The sequence below is a fragment of the Hydrogenophaga sp. SL48 genome, from assembly GCF_021729865.1.
Taxonomy (GTDB): domain Bacteria; phylum Pseudomonadota; class Gammaproteobacteria; order Burkholderiales; family Burkholderiaceae_C; genus Hydrogenophaga.
The window spans coordinates 394,957-414,088 of record NZ_CP063400.1 but is presented as its reverse complement, the minus strand read 5'-3'; the positions used below and the strand labels follow the sequence as shown (position 1 = coordinate 414,088).

Here is a 19,132-nt window from a genome sequence, read left to right as displayed (position 1 = left end):
GGTCCAAAAACTGAAATGGAGGTCTCTTTTGGCTTTTCTCTCGCTATTCCGTCAGCAACCCGCGAAAACTGCCATAGAGAAGCCTGCCAACGTCCGACGGCCCAGCACACCGTCTGCTCCATCCGCCAGTGCGGTACCCGCCGCTGCGTCCACCGAGACGGTTCAGGCAGAGCCGATTCCCGCCGAGTTGTCGGGGTTTCGATGGCTGACAGAACAGGACCTCGACCCCGCGCGCAAAGACGCTTTGCTGGAGAGCGTGCGCAACATCCCCCGCCCTCCTCGTTCGATGCAGAAGTTGCTGTCGCCCGATTTTGTCGCGCGCGCCAGCTCCGCCGAACTGGGTGACCTCGTCATGGGCGAGCCCTTGATCGCCGGAAAGGTGCTCTCCACCGTCAATGCACCGTTCTACGGGCTGCGCACGCCCGTCACCAGCATCGGTCAGTCGGTGACCTTCCTGGGCATGAACTCCGTGCGCGGCATCTGTCTGCAATACATGCTGGAAGAGTCCTTCAAGCCCAAGCAGGCCGAAGCGCAGAGCAGCTTCGACGCCATCTGGCGCGCCAGCGCCATCGCGAGCGAGCTGTGTGTCCGACTCAGCAAGGCACTCAACCTGCCCGACCAGGGCGCGCTGTCCACCCAGGTGGTGCTCAGTTTCGTGGGACAACTTGCCACCGCCTCGCTGTTCCCGGCTTCGGCGCTGAAGTCATGGCTGTCTCACGGCCGCCTGGTGCGCGCCGGGCTGGAGCAGAAGGTGCTGGGCCTGAACTCGAGCGAAATTGGCTGTCTGTTGATGAAAAACTGGGAGTTGCCTGCCAGCCTGATCAGCGACGTCAGCTGCGTGAGCCAACAGCTGGTGACGTCGTACATGACCACCGATCCGGAGCGTGCACCCCGCATGGCGCTCGGCTACCTCTGCGCCCGGTTGGGCGAGCGCCTGGCGCTGAGCCAGCAGGGCACGCTGGAAGGCTATGACGTGAAGCAGGACACCGGTGTGGACACGCACCACCTGCGGACCGCCCTGGCCCACCCGGCCCTGGCACGACTGGAACAGGCCCTGGCCTCGCCTGAAATTCAGGCCGCGGTGCAGAAGATGATGGACACACCGGCGGCCTGAACCCGGTGCGCCTGCCCCTTACCGGGCGGGCGTGGGGCCAAAAGCGTTGTCGCCTTCGCTGGGCTGCACGGCCCAGTAAATCAGCACCAGCCAGCCGATCAGCGGGATCAGGGCAATCAGCTGCCACCAGCCGCTCTTGCCGATGTCGTGCAGGCGGCGGGCGCCCACGGCGATCGAGGGCAGCAGCGTGGCCAGCGAGAACAGGTTGCCGATCGTGCCCAGCCTGAGCACGCCCATGACGATGGCCACCGCAAACACAAACAGCACCCACCACCAGTATTCCGAACGCGTGGCGCGCCCCTCGAAGCCCACGTATTTGCTGAAACAGGTCTTGACCGCGTCGACAAAATTCATCTCGTCCTCCAGACAGTGTTGTTGAGCCGGCATGATAGTCCTGAGCCCCGGTGGCCGCCCCCCCCCCGCTTGACCTCCATCAAGCGCCGACCATCCCGAAACCGATACAGTCTCGACCCATGGACACCACCGCCACCCCAGAAGCCCCGATCTCGGCCGCCACCGGCCTGACCTGGAACCCCCAGCTGCGCACCGGCGATGACCGCATGGACGACACCCACGAAGAGTTCGTGGACATGCTCAACCGGCTGCTGGCCACGCCGCCTGCTGAGCAACTGCCGCTCTACCGCGAGTTCGTGGCGCACACGGTCGAGCACTTCGCGCAGGAAGAGCGCTGGATGCTGGCCACCGGCTTCTCGGCCGACAACTGCCACGCCTCGCACCACGCCACGATCCTGGAAACCCTCAACGCCGTGGTCGACCACTTTCAGCAGGGCGACACCGAGATCATCAACCGCCTGGCCGAGGCCCTCGTCGAATGGTTCCCGCAGCACGCCGCCAGCATGGACGCCGGCCTGGCCCTGCACATGAAGGACGTGGGCTTCGACAGCCGCACCGAAACCCTGGCCGACCCGGACCGCGTCAAGCCCGCCACCATGAGTGGCTGCGGCAGCGTCAGCTGCAGCTGAACGCCCCTCGCATCGCCGGCAAACGGTGATGCCCCCATCGTCTTCAACGTCGGCACGCCACCCCGAAGCCCCTGCGCGGCCGGCGCGGTAAGCTGGGTGCCCATTGGGGGGTTGTCACCCCAAGTCCAGCCACCAGAGCATCCGCATGTCCCCCAAGCCCCCGCCTCATCCCCGCCAGAACCACCTGCTGGCCGCCTTGTCACCCGAGGTGCAAGACCGGCTGTTTCCCTACCTGGAACTGGTGGCGCTGCCGCTGCGGGCGCTCATGTACGAATCGGGGCGCCCCATGCGCCACGTCTACTTTCCCACCGACGCCATCGTCTCGCTGCAGTACGTGATGGAAAACGGTGCGTCCACCGCGATCCTCGTGGTGGGCAATGAAGGCCTGCTGGGCATCACGCTGTTCATGGGCGGCGAGAGCACGCCCAGCCGTTCGGTGGTGCAGAGCGCCGGTCATGCCTACCGCCTGCCCCGGTCGCGGGTCAAGGAAGAATTCAAGCGCCACGGCGAGCTGCTGGTGCTGATGCTGCGCTACACGCAGGCACTGATCACGCAGGTTGCCCAGACCGCCGTGTGCAACCGCCACCACGCCATCGACCAGCAACTCTGCCGCTGGCTGTTGCTGTCGATGGACCGCCTGTCGAACAACCACCTGACGATGACCCAGGAGTTCATCGCCAACATGCTCGGCGTTCGCCGCGAGGGCGTGACGCAAGCGGCGCTGAAGTTGCAGCAGCTCGGGGTGATTTCGTACTCCCGCGGTCTGATCAAGGTCCTCGACCGGCCCCAGCTCGAAGCCCTCAGCTGCGAGTGCTACGCCGTGGTCAAGAAGGAAACCGACGTGCTGCTGCATTACCTGCCGCAGCGTCAGGTGATCAAGGACGCCACCACCATCCCGACGGTGACGCTCCCCACCGGCAGCGCTGTCGTGTCGGCCTGAGCCCGCCCGGCTCGGGGTCGGCCGGACCACCGCGCGACGCCGCCCACACCGCACCGGCTTCGCGCCATCGCACCACCAGAAGGCACCCGTGCATCCATGCTGGTGCAGTTCTTGCTATGGATTGGTGCGAATCGCCATGCAGGCCCTGTTTTGGCATTCAAACCGCACCAAAACAAGCTTTCTGCACGGAGATTCCCTCATGGACGCACTCAAACAGGGCGCCGATGCCTTGTTCATCCTGCTCGGCGGCATCATGGTCCTGGCCATGCACGCCGGGTTCGCCTTCCTCGAACTCGGCACGGTTCGCCAGAAGAACCAGGTCAACGCCCTGGTCAAGATCCTGGTGGACTTCTCGGTCTCCACCATCGCCTACTTCGTGGTTGGCTACGGCGTGGCCTACGGCGCCTCGTTCTTCGTGGGCGCCGAAACGCTGGCGCAGAAAAACGGCTACGAGCTCGTCAAGTTCTTCTTCCTGCTCACCTTCGCCGCCGCCATCCCCGCGATCATCTCCGGCGGCATCGCCGAGCGCGCCAAGTTCTGGCCGCAGCTGATCGCCACCGCCGTCATCGTCGGCCTGGTCTACCCCTTCTTTGAGGGCATCGCCTGGAACGGCCACTTCGGCGTGCAGGCCTGGATCACCGCCACCACCGGCTTCGCCTTCCACGACTTCGCAGGCTCCGTGGTGGTGCACGCGGTGGGGGGCTGGATCGCGCTGCCCGCGGTCATCTTCCTGGGCGCCCGCGCCAACCGCTACCGCAAGGACGGCGGTGTGTCGGCCCACCCGCCATCGAGCATCCCCTTCCTCGCGCTGGGCGCGTGGATCCTCTGCGTGGGCTGGTTCGGCTTCAACGTGATGAGCGCGCAGACGCTGGACAAGATCTCCGGCCTGGTCGCGGTCAACTCGCTCATGGCCATGGTCGGCGGCACGCTGGCCGCGCTGATCGCCGGCAAGAACGACCCCGGCTTCGTGCACAACGGCCCGCTGGCCGGACTGGTGGCCGTGTGCGCGGGTTCCGACCTGATGCACCCGCTGGGCGCGCTGGTGGTGGGTGCGGTGGCGGGCGCGTTGTTCGTGGGCATGTTCACGCTGACGCAGAACCGCTGGAAGATCGACGATGTGCTGGGTGTCTGGCCGCTGCACGGTCTGTGTGGCACCTGGGGCGGCCTCGCGGCCGGGCTCTTCGGCCAGCAGGCGCTCGGCGGTCTGGGCGGTGTGAGCTTCACGGCGCAACTGATGGGCACCACCCTGGGCGTGGCCTGGGCGCTGTTCGGTGGCGTGGTGGTCTACGGCACGCTCAGGGCGGTCATGGGCCTGCGCCTGAGCCCGGAAGAAGAATACGACGGCGCCGACCTGACCATCCACAAGATCAGCGCCACGCCGGACCGGGAAGTGAGCTGGTAGGCGCCAACGTCAGTGCGCCACCGAGCGAGAAAACAGGTTGATCACCAGCACGCCCGCCACGATCAGCCCCATGCCCAGCAGGGCCGGCGTGTCCAGCGTCTGCTTGAACACCACCCAGCCGATCAGCGAGATCAGCACGATGCCCACGCCCGACCAGATCGCGTAGGCCACGCCCGTCGGGATCGTGCCCAGCGTCTGCGCCAGGCAGTAAAACGCCACCGCGTAACCGACCACCGTCGCCACGCTCGGCCACCATCGCGTGAAACCTTCGGAGGACTTGAGCAGGCTGGTGGCGATCACCTCGGCCACGATGGCGGCGCCGAGGTAGAGGTAAGCGGTTTTCATGGGCTGCAATCTACGCCTGCAACACCCCTGCGGCAGGGACCACCCGGGCCGCTGGCGGAGGGGCCGGTGAAGCGATGCCCTACAGTGCGCGCATGCCTTCTGACCGCCTCAACGTGCTCTTCGTCTGCAGCCGCAACCAGTGGCGCAGCCCCACCGCCGAGCGCGTCTGGCGCCGGCACCCGGGGCTCAACGTGCGCTCGGGCGGCACCAGCCCCAACGCCCGCCACACCGTCTCGGCAGACGACATCCAGTGGGCCGACGTGATCTTCGTGATGGAGCACAAACACAAGTCGCGGCTCGCAGCCGAATTCACCGGCTGGCTGGCCCACAAGCCGGTTCACGTGCTCGACATCCCCGACGAGTACAAGTACATGGACCCCGAGCTGGTCGAGCTGCTGGAGCAGTCGGTCGGCGGCATCCTGAACATCGAATGACCCTGAGCGGCCTGAGCACCCCACCTCGGGCGATGGCATGAACTCCTCTCTTCCTTCCCCCTCTGCAACGCCCGCCAAAGCCACCCGCCGCGAGTGGTGGGGCCTGGCCATGATCGCCCTGCCCTGCCTGGTCTACGCCATGGACCTCACGGTGCTCAACCTGGCCGTGCCCGCGCTCAGCCGGGCGCTGGTACCCAGCGCCTCACAACTGCTGTGGATCATCGACATCTACGGGTTCTTCGTCGCCGGCTTCCTGATCACCATGGGCACGCTGGGCGACCGCATCGGGCGCCGCCGCCTGCTGCTGATCGGCGCGGCCTTCTTCGCCGTGGCCTCGGTGATGGCCGCGTTCGCGCGCACGCCCGCCGAGCTGATCGTGCTGCGCGCGCTGCTGGGCATCGCCGGTGCCACGCTCGCGCCGTCCACGCTCTCGCTGATTCGCAACATGTTTCACGACGAGACGCAGCGCCAGTTCGCCATCGGCGTGTGGATCACCGCCTTCTCGGTCGGCAGCGCCATCGGCCCGCTGGTGGGCGGCTGGCTGCTGGAGCACTTCTGGTGGGGCTCGGTGTTCCTGCCCGCCGTGCCGGTGATGGCCCTGCTGCTGGTCCTCGGGCCGCGCCTGCTGCCCGAGTACCGCGATGAAAACGCCGGCCGCATCGACGCGCCGAGCGTGCTGCTATCGCTGTCCGCCGTGCTCAGCCTGATCTACGCCGTCAAGGCCATGGCCGAACACGGGCCGAGCTGGGGGCGGCTGGCGTTGCTGGTCGCCGGGCTGGCCCTCGGCGTGGCGTTCGTGCGGCGCCAGAAGCGCATTGACTACCCGCTGCTCGAACTGCGGCTGTTTGCCATCCCCAGCTTCCGCACGGCCATCATGGCCTACGGGCTGTCGTGCCTGGCGATGTTCGGCATCTACATCTTCATCGCCCAGCACCTGCAGATGGTGCTGGCGCTCTCGCCGCTGCAGGCCGGCTGGGCCACGGTGCCGTGGGCGGGCGGCTTCGTGTTCGGCTCCATGGTGCTGGCGCCCTGGCTGGCGCGGCGCTTCGGGCCCGGGCCGGTGATGGTGTGGTGCCTTGCGGCGGCGGCGGCAGGCATGCTGATGATGGTGTGGGCCGACGGCCCCTGGGCGCTGTGGGTGCTGGTGGCCGGCATGGTCGTGGTCAGCCTGGGCATGGCGCCGGTGTTCGCCATCGGCACCGAACAGATCATCACCTCGGCCCCTCCCGAACGCGCGGGCGCCGCCTCGGCCATCGCTGAAACCAGCTCGGAATTCTGTGGCGCGCTGGGCATCGCACTGTTTGGCAGCGCGGGCACGCTGATCTACCGCCAGCAGCTCGCGCAGGCCGGCGGCGAAAGCCTGCCTCCGGAAGCCATGGCCACTCTGGGCGGCGCCCTCGCGGTGGCCGAACGCCTGCCCGCCGAAGCGGCGCAAGCGCTGACCCTCATGGCCCGCGCCGCCTTCACCGACGCGTTGCAGTTCACCGCGCTCGCGGGAAGCGCGCTGGTGCTGCTGGCCAGCGTGCTGGCGGCGCGGATGTTGCGGCGGCGCTAGCGGACGCGCTGGCTTCACGCCATCGTGTTGACCTGCGTCCCCACCGACCCGCTGCCCGCCAGCGGCAGATTGCCCGCCACCGCGTTCAGCAACGCCGCCGACGCCGACTCCTGCATGTCCATGGCTTTTTTCAGCACGTTGATTTGCACTTCTTGCGTGGTCTGGCTGTTGCGCGTCTGAAGCACGCGGTCCACGAGCAAGGCGGGTGAGACATCCATGGTGAATCCTTGAGAGGTGTTGAGCCTTTATCGGCTCGCGGCGCTGGCAACTTGAAATGTCCTGCCGCCCTGCCCGTTCGTGTCGCTTGCCACACCAGTAACAGAACGTACACAATGGCCGCAGAGCCACCAGCTGACACCAACGCCACCCGGGGAGGGAAGCCACATGAACGACGCACAGCCGCGCCCGTTCCACATCCGCATCGACCGCGAACTCACGCACCCGCAGGTGATCGCCCTGCTGGAGGAGCACCTCGCCGGCATGCGCGCCGAGTCGCCGCCCGAGTGCGTGTTCGCGCTGGACCTCGACGGCCTGCGCCGGCCGGAGATCACGTTCCTGACCGCCTGGCGCCGCGCGCCTTCTGATTCACACGGCGACGCCGACGGCGAACTGCTCGCCATGGGCGCCATCAAGGAACTGGCGCCCACCACCGCCACCGAGGGAGGGCACGGCGAACTCAAGTCCATGCGCACCAGCGCGCGCCACCTGCGCCAGGGCGCCGCCCAAGCCATCCTCACCGAACTGCTTGCGATTGCACGGCAACGCGGGTACGCGCGGGTGAGCCTGGAAACCGGCAGCACGCCGGCGTTTGAACCGGCGATGGCGATGTACCGGCGGTTCGGGTTTGTGGAATGCGGGCCGTTTGCGGATTACCGGGAGGATCCGTTCAGTCGGTTTATGACGCTGCCGTTTGTTCAATGAGAAATGGGTGTTGATGGTTTTTCTATCATCAACAAGGCAAGCGAATGCCATGATTTCATGAAATAGATATTGAATCGGCAATCAACCGACTTACAGAACAAGACAGAATGTATGAATAACACCAAACATGACCACGACCATTCAACAGCAGATACCCATGAGGCAAAATTTGCTCATTTTTTACCTGCTCCCAAGAAGGCGCCACCGACCAGAAATCGGATGAACATCGGCATTGGGGTTTCTCTCGTATGGATTCTTGTTGTTCTAGCATTGGTTTTATTGAAGCAAAGCAGCATTCAAGAAATGGATCTCAACGAGTGGGGCGACTTTTTTGCTGGTGTCTTTGCCCCGCTGGCCTTTTTGTGGCTCGTACTGGGATATCTACAACAGGGAGACGAACTACGGCTCAGCACTGACGCTCTACGACTACAAGCGCAGGAGTTGAATCACTCAGTTACACAGCAGCGCGAGCTCGTACAAGTGACTCGGCAGCAACTTGACGCTGAACGTTTGGCGTATAGAGAAACTTTTGAGCGTCAGCGTCTTGCGGTACAACCTCGGTTTAAAGTTATGCCGAGCAATATCGAGAATCAGAAGCAACGATTCGACTTAATGAACACTGGTGCCAGCGTGACCGACGTGACTGTCACACTTTTCAACCGCACAGTGGATGGCCTTCTGCTCTCTCATGGAAACTCTATGGCATCTGGGGAAACCCACACACATCTAATAATATTAGACTTAATAGAAAGCGAATTAGCCCGGATCGACATACGCTTTCGAGATAATTTAGGATTTGATGGATCCGTCAGCATTAAAGGAAAGTACATAAACCCTTCAGAAGGCTATGTATGGACTCAGGAAAACCCTCAATAGCAAAACATCGGGTGAGGGTCCTTTCTTTTTACCTTCGGCACTCCCGTCAGCTTGGACCCAAGTGAGATCAACATCAAGCTGGGCATAAGCCTCCGAAGTTAGGGTCGGGCACACGACGGCAGGTCTTTGCAGCTCAACCCGCCACAGGCGCCAACCAAGCGCGTAGATAAGGCTGCAACCGGGCCTTCATGGACTTCTCTTTGTGCAGGGCGCAGAAGTTCAGAGCCAGGGTCTGCACCAGAAAGGCCTCCACGCCTTCAACAAGGATCTCGAGAGGCACGTCTTTGCGGAACGATCCCTGGGCCAGCCACTGGCCCATGAGCTCGCCCAGTCGGCCGAAGGTGCTGGCAATGGGGCCGATCTCTTCCACGGCCATGGCGCCCGAGCGCCGCATGATGAGGTCGAACACATAGCGTTCTGACGACATCAGCTCCACCAGCGGCATCAGGCGCTGGGCGAGCTGGTCCGCGTCGCGCGGCGCGGGTTCGGCGGCCATGCCGTCGAGCAGGGTTTCGATGCGCTGGCCGATGAGCAGGTCCATCAACTCGTCTTTGTCCTTGAAATGGGCAAAGAACGTGCCTTTGGCCACGCCCGCGGCTTGCACGGTTTCTTCGATGCGCAGGGCCTCAAAGCCCTTGTCGGCGACGAGTTGATCCGCCACCGAGGTCAGTCGGGAGCGGGTTTCCAGGGTGCGCTGCTGGACGGCTTTTTTCATGGGGCATGAGTGGCCATAAAGTGACCTCAGTCAATTTATATTGACCTTGGTCAGTTTTTGACCTATAAATTTGACTCCGGTCAATTTTATAGGAGCACGCCCGTGAAACGCATCTTCATTCTCAACGGCCACCCGGCCGAACGTTCGTTGTCCCGCACGCTGGTGGAGGCCTATGCCGACGCGGCGCGCGCGGCCGGGCACGAGGTTCGCCTCACGCACCTGCACGACCTGGCCTTCGATGCCGACTTCGGCAGGGGCAACTTCGAGCAACCCAAGCCGCTGGAGCCCGCGCTGGAGCAACTGCTGCAAGACCTGTCGTGGAGCGAGCATTTCATGATGTCCACGCCCATGTGGTGGGGCGGGCTGCCCGCCAAGCTCAAGGGCCTGTTTGACCGGGCGCTGCTGCCGGGCCGGGCCTTCGACACCCGCAAGAAGAGCCTGCTCGGCCTGCCGTTGCCGATGCTGACGGGGCGCAGCGCGCGCGTGGTCATCACCTCCGACACCCCGGGCTGGTTCATGCGGCTGGCCTACAAGAACGCCCTGATCTGGCAGCTGCGCCGGCAGATCCTGGAGTTCGTCGGCCTCAAGCCCACCCGGCTGACGCACCTCGGCCCGGCCAGCGAGGCCAAGCCCGAGCAGGTGCAGCGCTGGGTGAAGCAGATCCAGGACCTGGGCGCGCAGGCGGCTTGATCGGGGGTGGCGTCCACCGCTTCAGACGCGCTCGCAGCAGCATCGCAAGTTGACCGTACCGAAAGTCGGAGCAAGCGAGTCGTGTTGGGGAATGGGTGGCATCTCACCACTCAACGCCATATACTCATGCCATATCCCACCAGGAGACCGTCATGAGCATCACCACCGTCTTCACCAACAACCGCTCGCAGGCCGTGCGCCTGCCGGCGGACGTGCGCTTGCCTGAGGGGGTCAAGAAAGTGCAGGTCCGGGCGCGTGGCATGGACCGCATCATTTCACCAGTTGGCCACACCTGGGATGCGTTTTTTCTGAACGGACCGATGGCTTCCGACGATTTCATGGCCGAACGCGCCGTCCAGGCGCAGGCCGAGCGAGAGTCGTTCTGAAGCCCGTGCCATGCTCAAGTACCTGCTCGACACCAACATCGTCATCTACGTCATCAAGCGCCGGCCAGTGGAGGTGATGGGGGTGTTCAATGAGAACGCAGGGCGCATGGCGATCTCGGCCATCACCCTGAGCGAGCTGTACCACGGTGCGGAGAAGAGCGCCAAGGTGGCGCAGAACCTGGCCGTGGTGGAAGAGTTCGCCAGCCTGCTGGAGGTGCTGCCATACGGCGCCAAGGCCTCGCAGCACTATGGCGCTCTCCGCGCCGAGCTGGAAAAGGCCGGACGCCCCATCGGCGTCAATGACCTGCACATCGCGGCACACGCCCGCAGCGAAGGCCTGACCCTGGTCACCAACAATGTCGGCGAGTTCGAACGGGTGCCGGGTCTGCTGCTGGAGAACTGGGTCGGGTCTTGAGATCGGGCAGAGGAGTTCAGGTGTCGACGGCCAAGCGCTCGCGCAGCACCGTCTTCAACACCTTGCCGTAGTTGTTCTTGGGCAGCGCGTCCACGATCTCGTAGCGTTTGGGCCGCTTGAAGCGGGCGATCTGGTCGAGGCAGAAGGTGTCGAGCACCTTGGCATCCAGCGCCGCCCCAGGCTGCGGCACCACGAAGGCGACCACGATTTCGCCCCACTCCGGGTCGGGTGCGCCGACCACGGCCACCTCGGCCACGCCGGGCGCGGTGAGCAGCACCTCCTCCACCTCGCGCGGGTAGATGTTGCTGCCGCCGCTGATGATGAGGTCCTTGCTGCGGTCCTTGAGGGTCAAGAAGCCGTCGGCGTCGAGCGCGCCCATGTCGCCGGTCCAGAGCCAGCCGTCGCGCAGGGCGGCGGCGGTGGCTTCGGGGTTGCGCCAGTAGCCGGCCATGACGCTGTCGCCCTGGATCAGCACTTCGCCCACCTCGCCTGCAGGCAGCGGCTCGCCGTCCGGCCCCGCGACGCGGATGCGCACGGGGGTCTGCGCCACGCCCACGGAGGCCAGGCGCTCGGCGTGGCGCGGGTGGCTTGCGTCGGCCAGGTGCGCGCGGCTGAGCGCGGTGCCGACCATGGGGCTTTCGCCCTGGCCGTAGATCTGCACGAAGCGCGGGCCCATCACACGCAGGGCGCGCTGGATGTCGGCCGCGTACATGGGGGCGCCGCCGTAGACGATGGTCTTGAAGCTTTGGCCGCACTGTTCGGGCGACAGCCCCGCCGCTTCGGCTTCGTCCACGATGCGTTTGACGATGGTGGGCGCGGCGAACAGGGAGAGCGGCCCGAGCGCGCGGCCTAGGTCGAACAGCTCGGCCGCATCGAACCCGCCCGAGGCGGGCACCACGTGGCGCGCGCCGGCCATGAGGTGCGGGATGGCGTAGATGCCGGCGCCGTGCGACATGGGCGCGGCGTAGGCGATGGCGTCTTGCGGGTCAACGTGGTCAACGTCGTTGAAATAGGTCAGCCCCATGGTCATCAAGTTGCGGTGCGTGAGCATCACGCCCTTGGGCCGGCCGGTGGTGCCGCTGGTGTAGAAGAGCCAGGCGGTGTCTTCGGCGGCGCGTTCTTCGATGGCGGGCAGGCCCTCACCGCCTTCCAGCCAGGCGGTGCAGGCGGCGGAGTCGGCGTCCATCACGCCGTCCAGCCCCGTGAGTGCGGCCGGGTCGGGCGCCACATCGGACGTCACGAAAGCCCAGCGCGCGGCCGCGTTCTCCACGATCCACTGCACCTCTTTCAGGTGCAGCTTGGCGTTGACCGGCACCACCACCAAGCCGGCCCACCAGGCGCCGAACATCAGCTCCAGGTAGCGCGGGTGGTTGCGCATGAAGATCACGACGCGGTCGCCGGGCGCCAGGCCGGCAGCTCGCAGGTGAGCGCCCACTCGCGCGGCACGCAACGCCCAGTCGCTGTGGGTGGCCACGCACCGGGTGCCGCTGAAGATCGCGGGCCGCGCGGGGTGTTGAAGCGCTGCGCGCTCGAGCAGGTGGGCAAGGTTCATGGGGTTTGTCTCCGGGGTCCGTATGGGCTGCATTTTCAGGGCGAACACTGCGGGCACTGGCGGCCGTCAGGCAGCCGGAGGGTGAGCTGGCTTACATTGATCTGCATGAAACACGCGCTGCCGCCCCTGATCACCGCCCTGCTGGAGCCGGCGCGGTACGCCGGCGTGCAGGCGCAGCCGGTGGAACGCGTGGAGCTGATGGAAACGCACGGCGCCTGGGTGCTGCTGGCGGGCGACTTCGCCTACAAAATCAAGAAGCCGGTGCGTTTCCCCTTCATGGACTTCAGCACCCTGGCCCTGCGCCGCCAGTCGTGCGAGACCGAGATCCGGGTGAACCGGCGCTTCCAGAACCTCGACCGACCCGCCACCCAGCTCTACCTGGGCGTGTTGCCCATCGTGGGCACGCCCGAACAGCCGCGCTGGGGCGAACCCGGCGCGGCCAACGCGGGGCAGGCGATCGAGTTCGCGGTGCAGATGCGCCGCTTCGACGAGGCCGCCCGGCTGGACCACCTGTGCGAGCGCGGCGCGCTCACGCCCGAGCACATGGCCGGGCTGGCGCGGCGCATGGCGACGTTTCAGGCCCGGGCCGCCGTGGCCGGCAACGGCGACCCCTGGGGCCACGCGGCGGCGGCCATGCGCTGGCCGCGCGACAACTTCAGCACCCTGCGCACGGCCCTGGCCGACCCCGCCGACGCCGCCCTGGTGCGCGAGTTGAGCGACTGGACCGAGCAGCGCTTCAACGCCATCGAGCCGCTGCTCTCGCGGCGGCGCCAGAAGGGCCGCGTGCGCGAGGGCCACGGCGACCTGCACCTGGCCAACCTCGTGCTGGTCGAGGACGAGGTGCTGCCGTTTGACGCCATCGAGTTCAACGACGCGCTGCGCTGGATCGACGTGGCCAGCGACATGGCCTTTGCCTGGATGGACCTGCTGAGCCACGGCCGCCCCGGCCTGGCCAACAGCTTGCTGAGCGCCTGGATCGACGACAGCGGCGATGTGTCGGCGCCCACGGTGTGGGCCTTCTTCGCCAGCTACCGCGCCGGGGTGCGCGCCAAGGTGGCGGCGATCCGGCTGGGGCAGCTGGGCGGCACGGGTCCGGATGCGGAGGTGTCGCCCGTGGCCGCCGCGAGCCTGGCCGAAACGCGGCGCTACCTGGCGCTGGCGCGCGACATCGCCCACCCGCCCACGCCGCAACTGGTCATCACCCACGGTCTCTCGGGCAGCGGAAAGACCTGGGCCTCCGGCCGCTGGCTCGCCGCCGAAACCAGCGGGCGCGCGATCCGCCTGCGCTCCGACGTGGAGCGCAAGCGCCTGCACGGCCTGAGCGCGCTGGCGGCCAGCGGCTCGGGCCTGAACGCCGGGCTCTACAGCCCGCAGGCGCACGGCGACACCTACGCCTCGCTGCTGTCGCGCGCGCGCCTGCTGCTGGCCGACGGCTGGACGGTGCTGGTGGACGCGGCCTTTCTGCGCGCGGCCGAACGCGCCGACTTCGCGGCGCTGGCGCAGGGCGCGGGCGTGCCGTTTCACATCCTCGCCTGCGAGGCGCCGGTGGCCGTGCTGCGCGCGCGCATCGCCGAGCGGCAGGCGCGCGGGGCCGATGCCTCCGAGGCGACGGTGGCGGTGCTGGAGCAGCAGCTGGGCTGGCTGGAGCCGCTGACGGTGGACGAGCGGGCGGTGGTGCTCAGGCCTTGAGCGCCCCGCCGGCGCTGGGCCGGAGAGGTTCAGCGGCCGAAGATGCCGCGCAGGATGCTGCCGGCCGCGCCGGGCAGGCCGCCCGAGGGTTTTTCTTCGGTCTGGACCGGAGCACGTTCGCTATCACCGCCGCCCATCGCCGCCATGTCCACCCCCAGCATGACCATGGTCTGGCTCTTGGTTCTCACGCGCACCGACCACTCGGGCTGCCAGCTGGCCGGAGCCTTGGCCGGCCGGGCCGGATGGCTCAGGTAACTCTCCGGCCCGTAGGCGATCATTCGCAGCATCGCGCCGCCGCCCTCGCCCGGCTGGGCGCCGGCGAAGATGCCCTGCGGCACGGCGCATTGCGTGGCGCTGGCTGGCAGCAAGACCTTGTCTTTCACCCACTTGGCGCTCGTGCCCTCGGTCAGGTAGTCGAACAGGCCGAGGCCGGCGTCGCCGTTGTCCGCGCTGGACCACAGCACCATGTCCTGCCCCGACATGCCCATGGCGTGCAGGTGGTAGGCGTGGGCGCGTGCCACTGGCAGCCAGCTGACCTGGATGCTTTGAGAAACCTGGCCCTGAGTCTGGATGGCGATGGCGGGCATGAGGTCTTGCCGCTCGGCGAGCGAGAACCGCATGGACTCGGGCACGCCCTCGCCGCGCAGCTGGTGCTCGCCCTGCAGCGAGGTGTCGGCCGTGGGGTTCACGGTGTTTTTCTCGTTGGGGTAGAGCGCGTGCTGGGCGCCCACACGTGCCGAGCGCTCGGGCGCATGGCGGCCGGCGAGCGCCGGGGCCCACTGGGCGGGGTTGCTGGCGAGGTTGATCACCCGGGGCTGGCCGGCGCGCACGGCTTCACCACAGCCCCAGTAGATCAGCAGGCGCCCTTTGATGTCGGGCATCTCGCCGGGGGCCGCGTCACCTTCCTTGAAGCTGGGCTGCGGCGGCACCAGGGGCATGGCCTCGCCCATGCGCATGGTCGCCGGGATCGCCAGCGAGGCCTCGGTGCCCGGCTTGCGCGGGTTGTACAAGGCCACGTCGATCACCCGGTTGGGCGGCATGGCGCCGGTGAGGCTGGGCGTGTTGCCCTGCTGGATGAAGCGACCGCTGGCGTAGCCGTAGGTCTGCGAACCGCTGCTGCCACCGCGCCCGCCAAACAGGCCGCCAATGACACCGCCCACCCCGCCCTGCATGAACTCGGGCATGCCGGCGATGGTGGAGGTGGAGAGGTCGATCCAGAGCTGGGTGGGCGCCGCCTGGGCGCGAACCTGGCCACTGGTCATGGCCACCACCATGGCGGCGATGGTGCTCACCAGAGGCGAGAGGGTCTTGAATCCGTGCTGCGAAAAAGATGGCATGGTGTGCTTCCTCCTGCGGGTCGGTTTCCCGAAAATCATCATACGCCGGGCTTTCAAACGGTCCTAGCCCCTCGGGCAAGGCTCGCCCCCTTTGGCAGACATCAGAAATTTCAAACGCCTCTGTCTCGCTTTCACAAGCCTTTTCCGGCCCGCCTCGCTAACATGCCGTCACACCCCCAAGCCCCCTGGAGACAAGCCCCATGACCGTGATCACCACCATCGAAGACCTGCGCGTGCTCGCCGAAAAACGCGTGCCGCGCATGTTCTACGACTACGCCGATTCCGGCTCCTGGACCGAGAGCACCTACCGCGCCAACAGCGACGACTTCCAGAAGATCAAGCTGCGCCAGCGCGTGGCGGTGAACATGGAGAACCGCACGACGGCCACGAAGATGGTGGGCCAGGCGGTGAAGATGCCGGTGTGCATCGCGCCCGTGGGGCTGACCGGCATGCAGAGCGCCGACGGCGAGATCAAGGCGGCCAAGGCGGCCGAGAAGTTCGGCATCCCGTTCACGCTCTCGACCATGAGCATCTGCTCGATCGAGGACATCGCACAGCACACCACCGCGCCGTTCTGGTTCCAGCTCTACATGATGCGCGACCGCGAGGCCATGGCCCGCATGATCGACCGCTGCAAGGTCGCCAAGTGCAGCGCTCTGGTGCTGACGCTGGACCTGCAGGTGATCGGCCAGCGCCACAAAGACCTGAAGAACGGCCTGACCGCGCCGCCCAAGCCGACCATCGCCAACATCATCAACCTCATGACCAAGCCGCGCTGGTGCCTGGGCATGGCGGGCACGAAGCGCCACAGCTTCGGCAACCTGGTGGGTCATGTGAAGGCGGTGACCAACATGAAGTCGCTGGCCTCGTGGACCAATGAGCAGTTCGACCCGACGCTGTCCTGGGCCGACGTGGCCTGGGTGAAGCAGCAGTGGGGCGGCAAGCTGATCCTGAAAGGCATCATGGACGTGGAAGACGCGCAGCTCGCCGTGCAGAGCGGCGCCGACGCCATCGTGGTGAGCAACCACGGCGGCCGCCAGCTCGACGGCGCGCCGAGCAGCATCGAGGCGCTGCCGGCCATCGTGGCGGCGGTGGGCGAGCAGATCGAGGTGTGGATGGACGGCGGCATCCGCAGCGGGCAGGACGTGCTCAAGGCCTGGGCGCTGGGCGCGCGCGGCACCATGATCGGTCGCGCCATGGTCTATGGCCTGGGCGCCATGGGTGAAGAAGGCGTGCTCAAGGCGCTGCAGATCATCCACAAGGAGCTGGACATCACCATGGCCTTCTGCGGCCACACCAACATCCAGAACGTGGACCGCGGCATCCTGCTGCCCGGCACCTTCCCGACCGGCGCCTGAACCTCGGCGTCAGCCCAGCCGGTCGAGCACCGTTTTCAGGGCCCCCCAGAGCCGGGCATGCTTCGGCTCGCCGTCGCCGGTGCGGGCTTCCAGCCACGGCAGACCCCGGGTCTCGGTCGCTGTCTGGAGTTCGGGGACGAACCAGCCGTCCGCCCCGAGGCCGATGATGGCCGGCCGGTGGCGGACCTGCTGGCACACCACCAGCAGCCGCTCCAGGAGGCGCAGGCTCTGCCCGGCATCGGCGTCCAGCAGCAGCACCACGGCGGCGTGGTCGGGCAAAAAGGCATGGGTCACGCCCATCGCCAGCCCTTTGCGGGCGTTCGCGATCAGCCGGCGCCCCTGCTGCCCCTGGTCGGGCAGATCGAGGTAGTCGCTCTCCACGTCGAGCGCGTCGTGGACGCTGCCCGCGAAGCGGCGGTGCGCCACACGGCCCCGGGTTTCATGGGCCAGCCAGCGCAGCAGGTCGAAGGCGCCGGTCTGGCGGGCCGACATCATCATCACGCGCTGGTAGGTGCCCTCCCGCGCGGCCGCCACCTCGACGTGCCCCGGCAGCGGCGAACACAGGCTGCGCCACACGCTGGCGGGTTCGTAGCCCTTGCCGCGGACGTGCCGCTCGTGCAGCGCCATCACGCGCCGGGCAAACTCGCCGGCGCTCTCGGTGCTCTGGGCGATGGACCCGATCCAGGGCTTGAAGAGCCGGGGCTGGCCCACGCTCTCGTGCACGACCTTGAGGCTGCGGTGGCGCGGGTCGAGCGCGACCCGCTCGACCAGGGCATGGATGCCGGCCATCGGCCCCTCGATCCATTCGACGAACCAGCCGCATTTGTGCATGAGCGCGACGCGCAGGCCGTGCTCGGCGTTGTGCACCACGGCGTGGTCGCGGATGCGGCGCATCTCGTCGAGCACCGGGCCGTCGACCGCGCTGATGCTGGCGTAGATCAGCCGCCCCACGTCCTGGGTCGACAGCTCGGCGCCGCTGTCGGGCCAGCTGGAGCTGTCGGGGTCCTGCAGTATGGAACGCATGGGAAATTGTCCCCCGGTATCGGCCGGTCGACCGCGGGCGGGATGTGCAGGATGTCATGCCCGCAGGGGTTTTGACGCGGCAGCGGCGGGCGCCGGCCGGCCTCAGAGGCTGGCGGGACGGGTGTCTGCGAGCCAGGAGGCCAGCGCCACCGGGGTGTCCGGGCGCTGCGCCCAGGTGCGCCTCAGCGCCCGCTCGGGTTCGTCGTGCGCGTGCAGCGCCAGCTGCTCGGCCAGGTTGATGACCCGGACCGCCACGGCGTCGTCGTTCCCGGCCGGCATCTCGACCACGCCGATCGCCACCTCCGGCTGGAACGGCAGCGAGAGCGGATCGGGGCCGACGTTCACCGACATCCGCAGCTCGCGCAGCACCCGTTCCGTCACCAGCTCGGCGCGCTGCGGGTCCTGCACCGCCGAGAGGGCCAGCACGAAGCAGCGCTGGTGGTACAGCCCCACGACGTTCCGGAAGCCCACCAGCTGGCGGATGCGCGCCGACAGGGCCACCAGGATTTCACCCGCCGGGTCCAGGACCGGCGGCTCACGGTAGGCGTACAGGTTGGACACCGACACCGCGACCACCAGGCAGGGGCGGCCCATGCGCTGGCTGCGCCAGAGCGCGTCTTCGACGCGGGTCACCAGCTGGGCACCGCAGGGCAGGTTCAGCGGGTCCATCGATGGCATCTGTCCCGCGGCCTGGCGCCGCAGACGGCGCAGCTGGCGGTTGCGCATGCGCACCAGCACGATCACGGTGGTGAAGTAGCCGACGGTGGCGCAGGCGGTCAGCGCCCAGTAGGGATTGCCCATGTCCATGCCCAGCCCTTTGGCGTAGAGGCCGGCCGTCATCTGCGCCAGGCAGAGGCAGGCCAGCACCATCCAGCGCGACAGCTGGTCGCCCAGCGTCACGCTGCGCACCGCGATCAGCACGCCCATCAGCACCGCCAGGCTGTTGACGGCCGCCGTCAGCAACAGCACGGTGTCGGCGGGCACGCCCACGACCACCAGGCCCAGCAGGAGGAAGGTGCCGGCGATGAGCACCGACGCGCCCGGCCCCATCATTCGCCGCACCAGCCGGTCTTCACTGCGCAGGCCCGACCAGTGCCCGAGGTAGGTCATCGCCAGCGCGCCGCACAGCGGCCCCAGCGTGGCCTTCAGTGGCAGCCAGTCGATCTGGTTCCAGGAGGGCCACAGGGTCTCGGGCAGGCCGGACATCAGGATGCAGGACCCGCCGGTGAGCACCAGGCTCAGCCACGAGCGCGCCGCCGGCAGGCTGGGGCGGGTGGCCAGGTCCAGCGAGGCCGCGATGGCCAGTGTCAGCAGGACACCCGCCATGGCAGACCAGATCGCCACTTCGAAGGCTTGCATGGTGGGGCAGGGTATGGGAGGTTGACGACCGCTTCGAC

At 67.1% G+C, this 19,132-nt stretch carries 21 protein-coding genes; 13 read left to right on the top strand and 8 right to left on the bottom strand.

The features are described 5' to 3' along the window. Window positions 1-256: 256 nt before the first annotated feature. Window positions 257-1,114, top strand: coding sequence for an HDOD domain-containing protein (locus tag IM738_RS01980; protein ID WP_236964229.1), 858 nt, complete (start codon window positions 257-259; stop codon window positions 1,112-1,114). An 18-nt stretch (window positions 1,115-1,132) separates the two neighbouring features. Here the strand turns inward: IM738_RS01980 and IM738_RS01975 are convergent, their stop codons facing one another. After that, window positions 1,133-1,468 carry a DUF805 domain-containing protein gene (locus IM738_RS01975; RefSeq protein WP_236964228.1) on the bottom strand — a complete coding sequence of 112 codons (336 nt, stop codon included), beginning with the start codon at window positions 1,466-1,468 and terminating at the stop codon, window positions 1,133-1,135. Window positions 1,469-1,587: 119 nt separating this feature from the next. On the opposite strand from IM738_RS01975, the gene IM738_RS01970 reads away from it, so the two are divergent. From IM738_RS01970 to IM738_RS01960, 3 genes are all read left to right on the top strand, one after another. Continuing rightward, the gene (locus tag IM738_RS01970; RefSeq protein ID WP_236964227.1) at window positions 1,588-2,097 is read left to right on the top strand and encodes a bacteriohemerythrin; all 510 of its coding nucleotides are present in this window, start codon (window positions 1,588-1,590) and stop codon (window positions 2,095-2,097) included. Window positions 2,098-2,242: 145 nt separating this feature from the next. Beyond that, window positions 2,243-3,037, top strand: a complete 795-nt coding sequence (locus tag IM738_RS01965; protein ID WP_236964226.1) for a Crp/Fnr family transcriptional regulator — start codon at window positions 2,243-2,245, stop codon at window positions 3,035-3,037. Between the two features lie 199 nt (window positions 3,038-3,236). Then, window positions 3,237-4,439 carry an ammonium transporter gene (locus IM738_RS01960; RefSeq protein WP_236964225.1) on the top strand — a complete coding sequence of 401 codons (1,203 nt, stop codon included), beginning with the start codon at window positions 3,237-3,239 and terminating at the stop codon, window positions 4,437-4,439. A 9-nt stretch (window positions 4,440-4,448) separates the two neighbouring features. On the opposite strand, the gene IM738_RS01955 is transcribed toward IM738_RS01960, so the two are convergent. Beyond that, window positions 4,449-4,784, bottom strand: coding sequence for an EmrE family multidrug efflux SMR transporter (locus IM738_RS01955; protein WP_236964224.1), 336 nt, complete (start codon window positions 4,782-4,784; stop codon window positions 4,449-4,451). Between the two features lie 92 nt (window positions 4,785-4,876). Here IM738_RS01955 and IM738_RS01950 point away from each other — a divergent pair, with 92 nt between their 5' ends. Next, a complete protein-coding gene (locus tag IM738_RS01950) occupies window positions 4,877-5,218 on the top strand; it encodes a low molecular weight protein tyrosine phosphatase family protein (RefSeq protein WP_236964223.1) in 342 nt (113 codons plus the stop codon). Between the two features lie 37 nt (window positions 5,219-5,255). Then, window positions 5,256-6,773, top strand: a complete 1,518-nt coding sequence (locus IM738_RS01945; protein ID WP_236964222.1) for an MFS transporter — start codon at window positions 5,256-5,258, stop codon at window positions 6,771-6,773. 14 nt (window positions 6,774-6,787) lie between these two features. Here IM738_RS01945 and IM738_RS01940 read toward each other — a convergent pair whose 3' ends face one another. Beyond that, window positions 6,788-6,991 carry a putative motility protein gene (locus IM738_RS01940; RefSeq protein WP_236964221.1) on the bottom strand — a complete coding sequence of 68 codons (204 nt, stop codon included), beginning with the start codon at window positions 6,989-6,991 and terminating at the stop codon, window positions 6,788-6,790. A gap of 166 nt (window positions 6,992-7,157) precedes the next feature. Between IM738_RS01940 and IM738_RS01935 the strand changes: the two genes are divergently transcribed. Together IM738_RS01935 and IM738_RS01930 are read left to right on the top strand one after the other, a co-directional pair. Continuing rightward, window positions 7,158-7,694, top strand: a complete 537-nt coding sequence (locus IM738_RS01935) for a GNAT family N-acetyltransferase (RefSeq protein WP_236964220.1) — start codon at window positions 7,158-7,160, stop codon at window positions 7,692-7,694. A gap of 111 nt (window positions 7,695-7,805) precedes the next feature. Next, window positions 7,806-8,570 (top strand): hypothetical protein, encoded by a 765-nt coding sequence (locus IM738_RS01930; RefSeq protein ID WP_236964219.1) that lies wholly within the window; start codon window positions 7,806-7,808, stop codon window positions 8,568-8,570. A 133-nt stretch (window positions 8,571-8,703) separates the two neighbouring features. Here IM738_RS01930 and IM738_RS01925 read toward each other — a convergent pair whose 3' ends face one another. Further along, entirely contained in the window at window positions 8,704-9,285 is a 582-nt protein-coding gene (locus IM738_RS01925) for a TetR/AcrR family transcriptional regulator (RefSeq protein WP_236964218.1), read from the bottom strand. A gap of 102 nt (window positions 9,286-9,387) precedes the next feature. Between IM738_RS01925 and IM738_RS01920 the strand changes: the two genes are divergently transcribed. The 3 genes from IM738_RS01920 (at window position 9,388) to vapC (ending at window position 10,776) form a co-directional block, all read left to right on the top strand. Continuing rightward, entirely contained in the window at window positions 9,388-9,975 is a 588-nt protein-coding gene (locus IM738_RS01920; RefSeq protein ID WP_236964217.1) for an NAD(P)H-dependent oxidoreductase, read from the top strand. A gap of 152 nt (window positions 9,976-10,127) precedes the next feature. Then, complete coding sequence (gene vapB / locus IM738_RS01915) at window positions 10,128-10,361, top strand: type II toxin-antitoxin system VapB family antitoxin (RefSeq protein ID WP_236964216.1); 234 nt, start codon at window positions 10,128-10,130, stop codon at window positions 10,359-10,361. Window positions 10,362-10,371: 10 nt separating this feature from the next. Beyond that, entirely contained in the window at window positions 10,372-10,776 is a 405-nt protein-coding gene (vapC, locus tag IM738_RS01910) for a type II toxin-antitoxin system tRNA(fMet)-specific endonuclease VapC (protein ID WP_236964215.1), read from the top strand. A 16-nt stretch (window positions 10,777-10,792) separates the two neighbouring features. Here the strand turns inward: vapC and IM738_RS01905 are convergent, their stop codons facing one another. Further along, window positions 10,793-12,328 carry an AMP-binding protein gene (locus IM738_RS01905; protein ID WP_236964214.1) on the bottom strand — a complete coding sequence of 512 codons (1,536 nt, stop codon included), beginning with the start codon at window positions 12,326-12,328 and terminating at the stop codon, window positions 10,793-10,795. 105 nt (window positions 12,329-12,433) lie between these two features. On the opposite strand from IM738_RS01905, the gene IM738_RS01900 reads away from it, so the two are divergent. Then, the gene (locus IM738_RS01900; protein ID WP_236964213.1) at window positions 12,434-14,017 is read left to right on the top strand and encodes a bifunctional aminoglycoside phosphotransferase/ATP-binding protein; all 1,584 of its coding nucleotides are present in this window, start codon (window positions 12,434-12,436) and stop codon (window positions 14,015-14,017) included. Between the two features lie 29 nt (window positions 14,018-14,046). Here the strand turns inward: IM738_RS01900 and IM738_RS01895 are convergent, their stop codons facing one another. Next, on the bottom strand, window positions 14,047-15,354 hold the full coding sequence (locus IM738_RS01895) for a hypothetical protein (protein ID WP_236964212.1): 1,308 nt from the start codon (window positions 15,352-15,354) through the stop codon (window positions 14,047-14,049). Between the two features lie 200 nt (window positions 15,355-15,554). Between IM738_RS01895 and IM738_RS01890 the strand changes: the two genes are divergently transcribed. After that, window positions 15,555-16,712, top strand: coding sequence for an alpha-hydroxy acid oxidase (locus IM738_RS01890; RefSeq protein ID WP_236964211.1), 1,158 nt, complete (start codon window positions 15,555-15,557; stop codon window positions 16,710-16,712). A gap of 9 nt (window positions 16,713-16,721) precedes the next feature. On the opposite strand, the gene IM738_RS01885 is transcribed toward IM738_RS01890, so the two are convergent. Both IM738_RS01885 and IM738_RS01880 read right to left on the bottom strand, forming a co-directional pair. Then, a complete protein-coding gene (locus tag IM738_RS01885) occupies window positions 16,722-17,735 on the bottom strand; it encodes a BLUF domain-containing protein (protein WP_236964210.1) in 1,014 nt (337 codons plus the stop codon). A 102-nt stretch (window positions 17,736-17,837) separates the two neighbouring features. Further along, on the bottom strand, window positions 17,838-19,094 hold the full coding sequence (locus tag IM738_RS01880) for a hypothetical protein (protein WP_236964209.1): 1,257 nt from the start codon (window positions 19,092-19,094) through the stop codon (window positions 17,838-17,840). Between the last annotated feature and the right edge of the window lie 38 nt (window positions 19,095-19,132).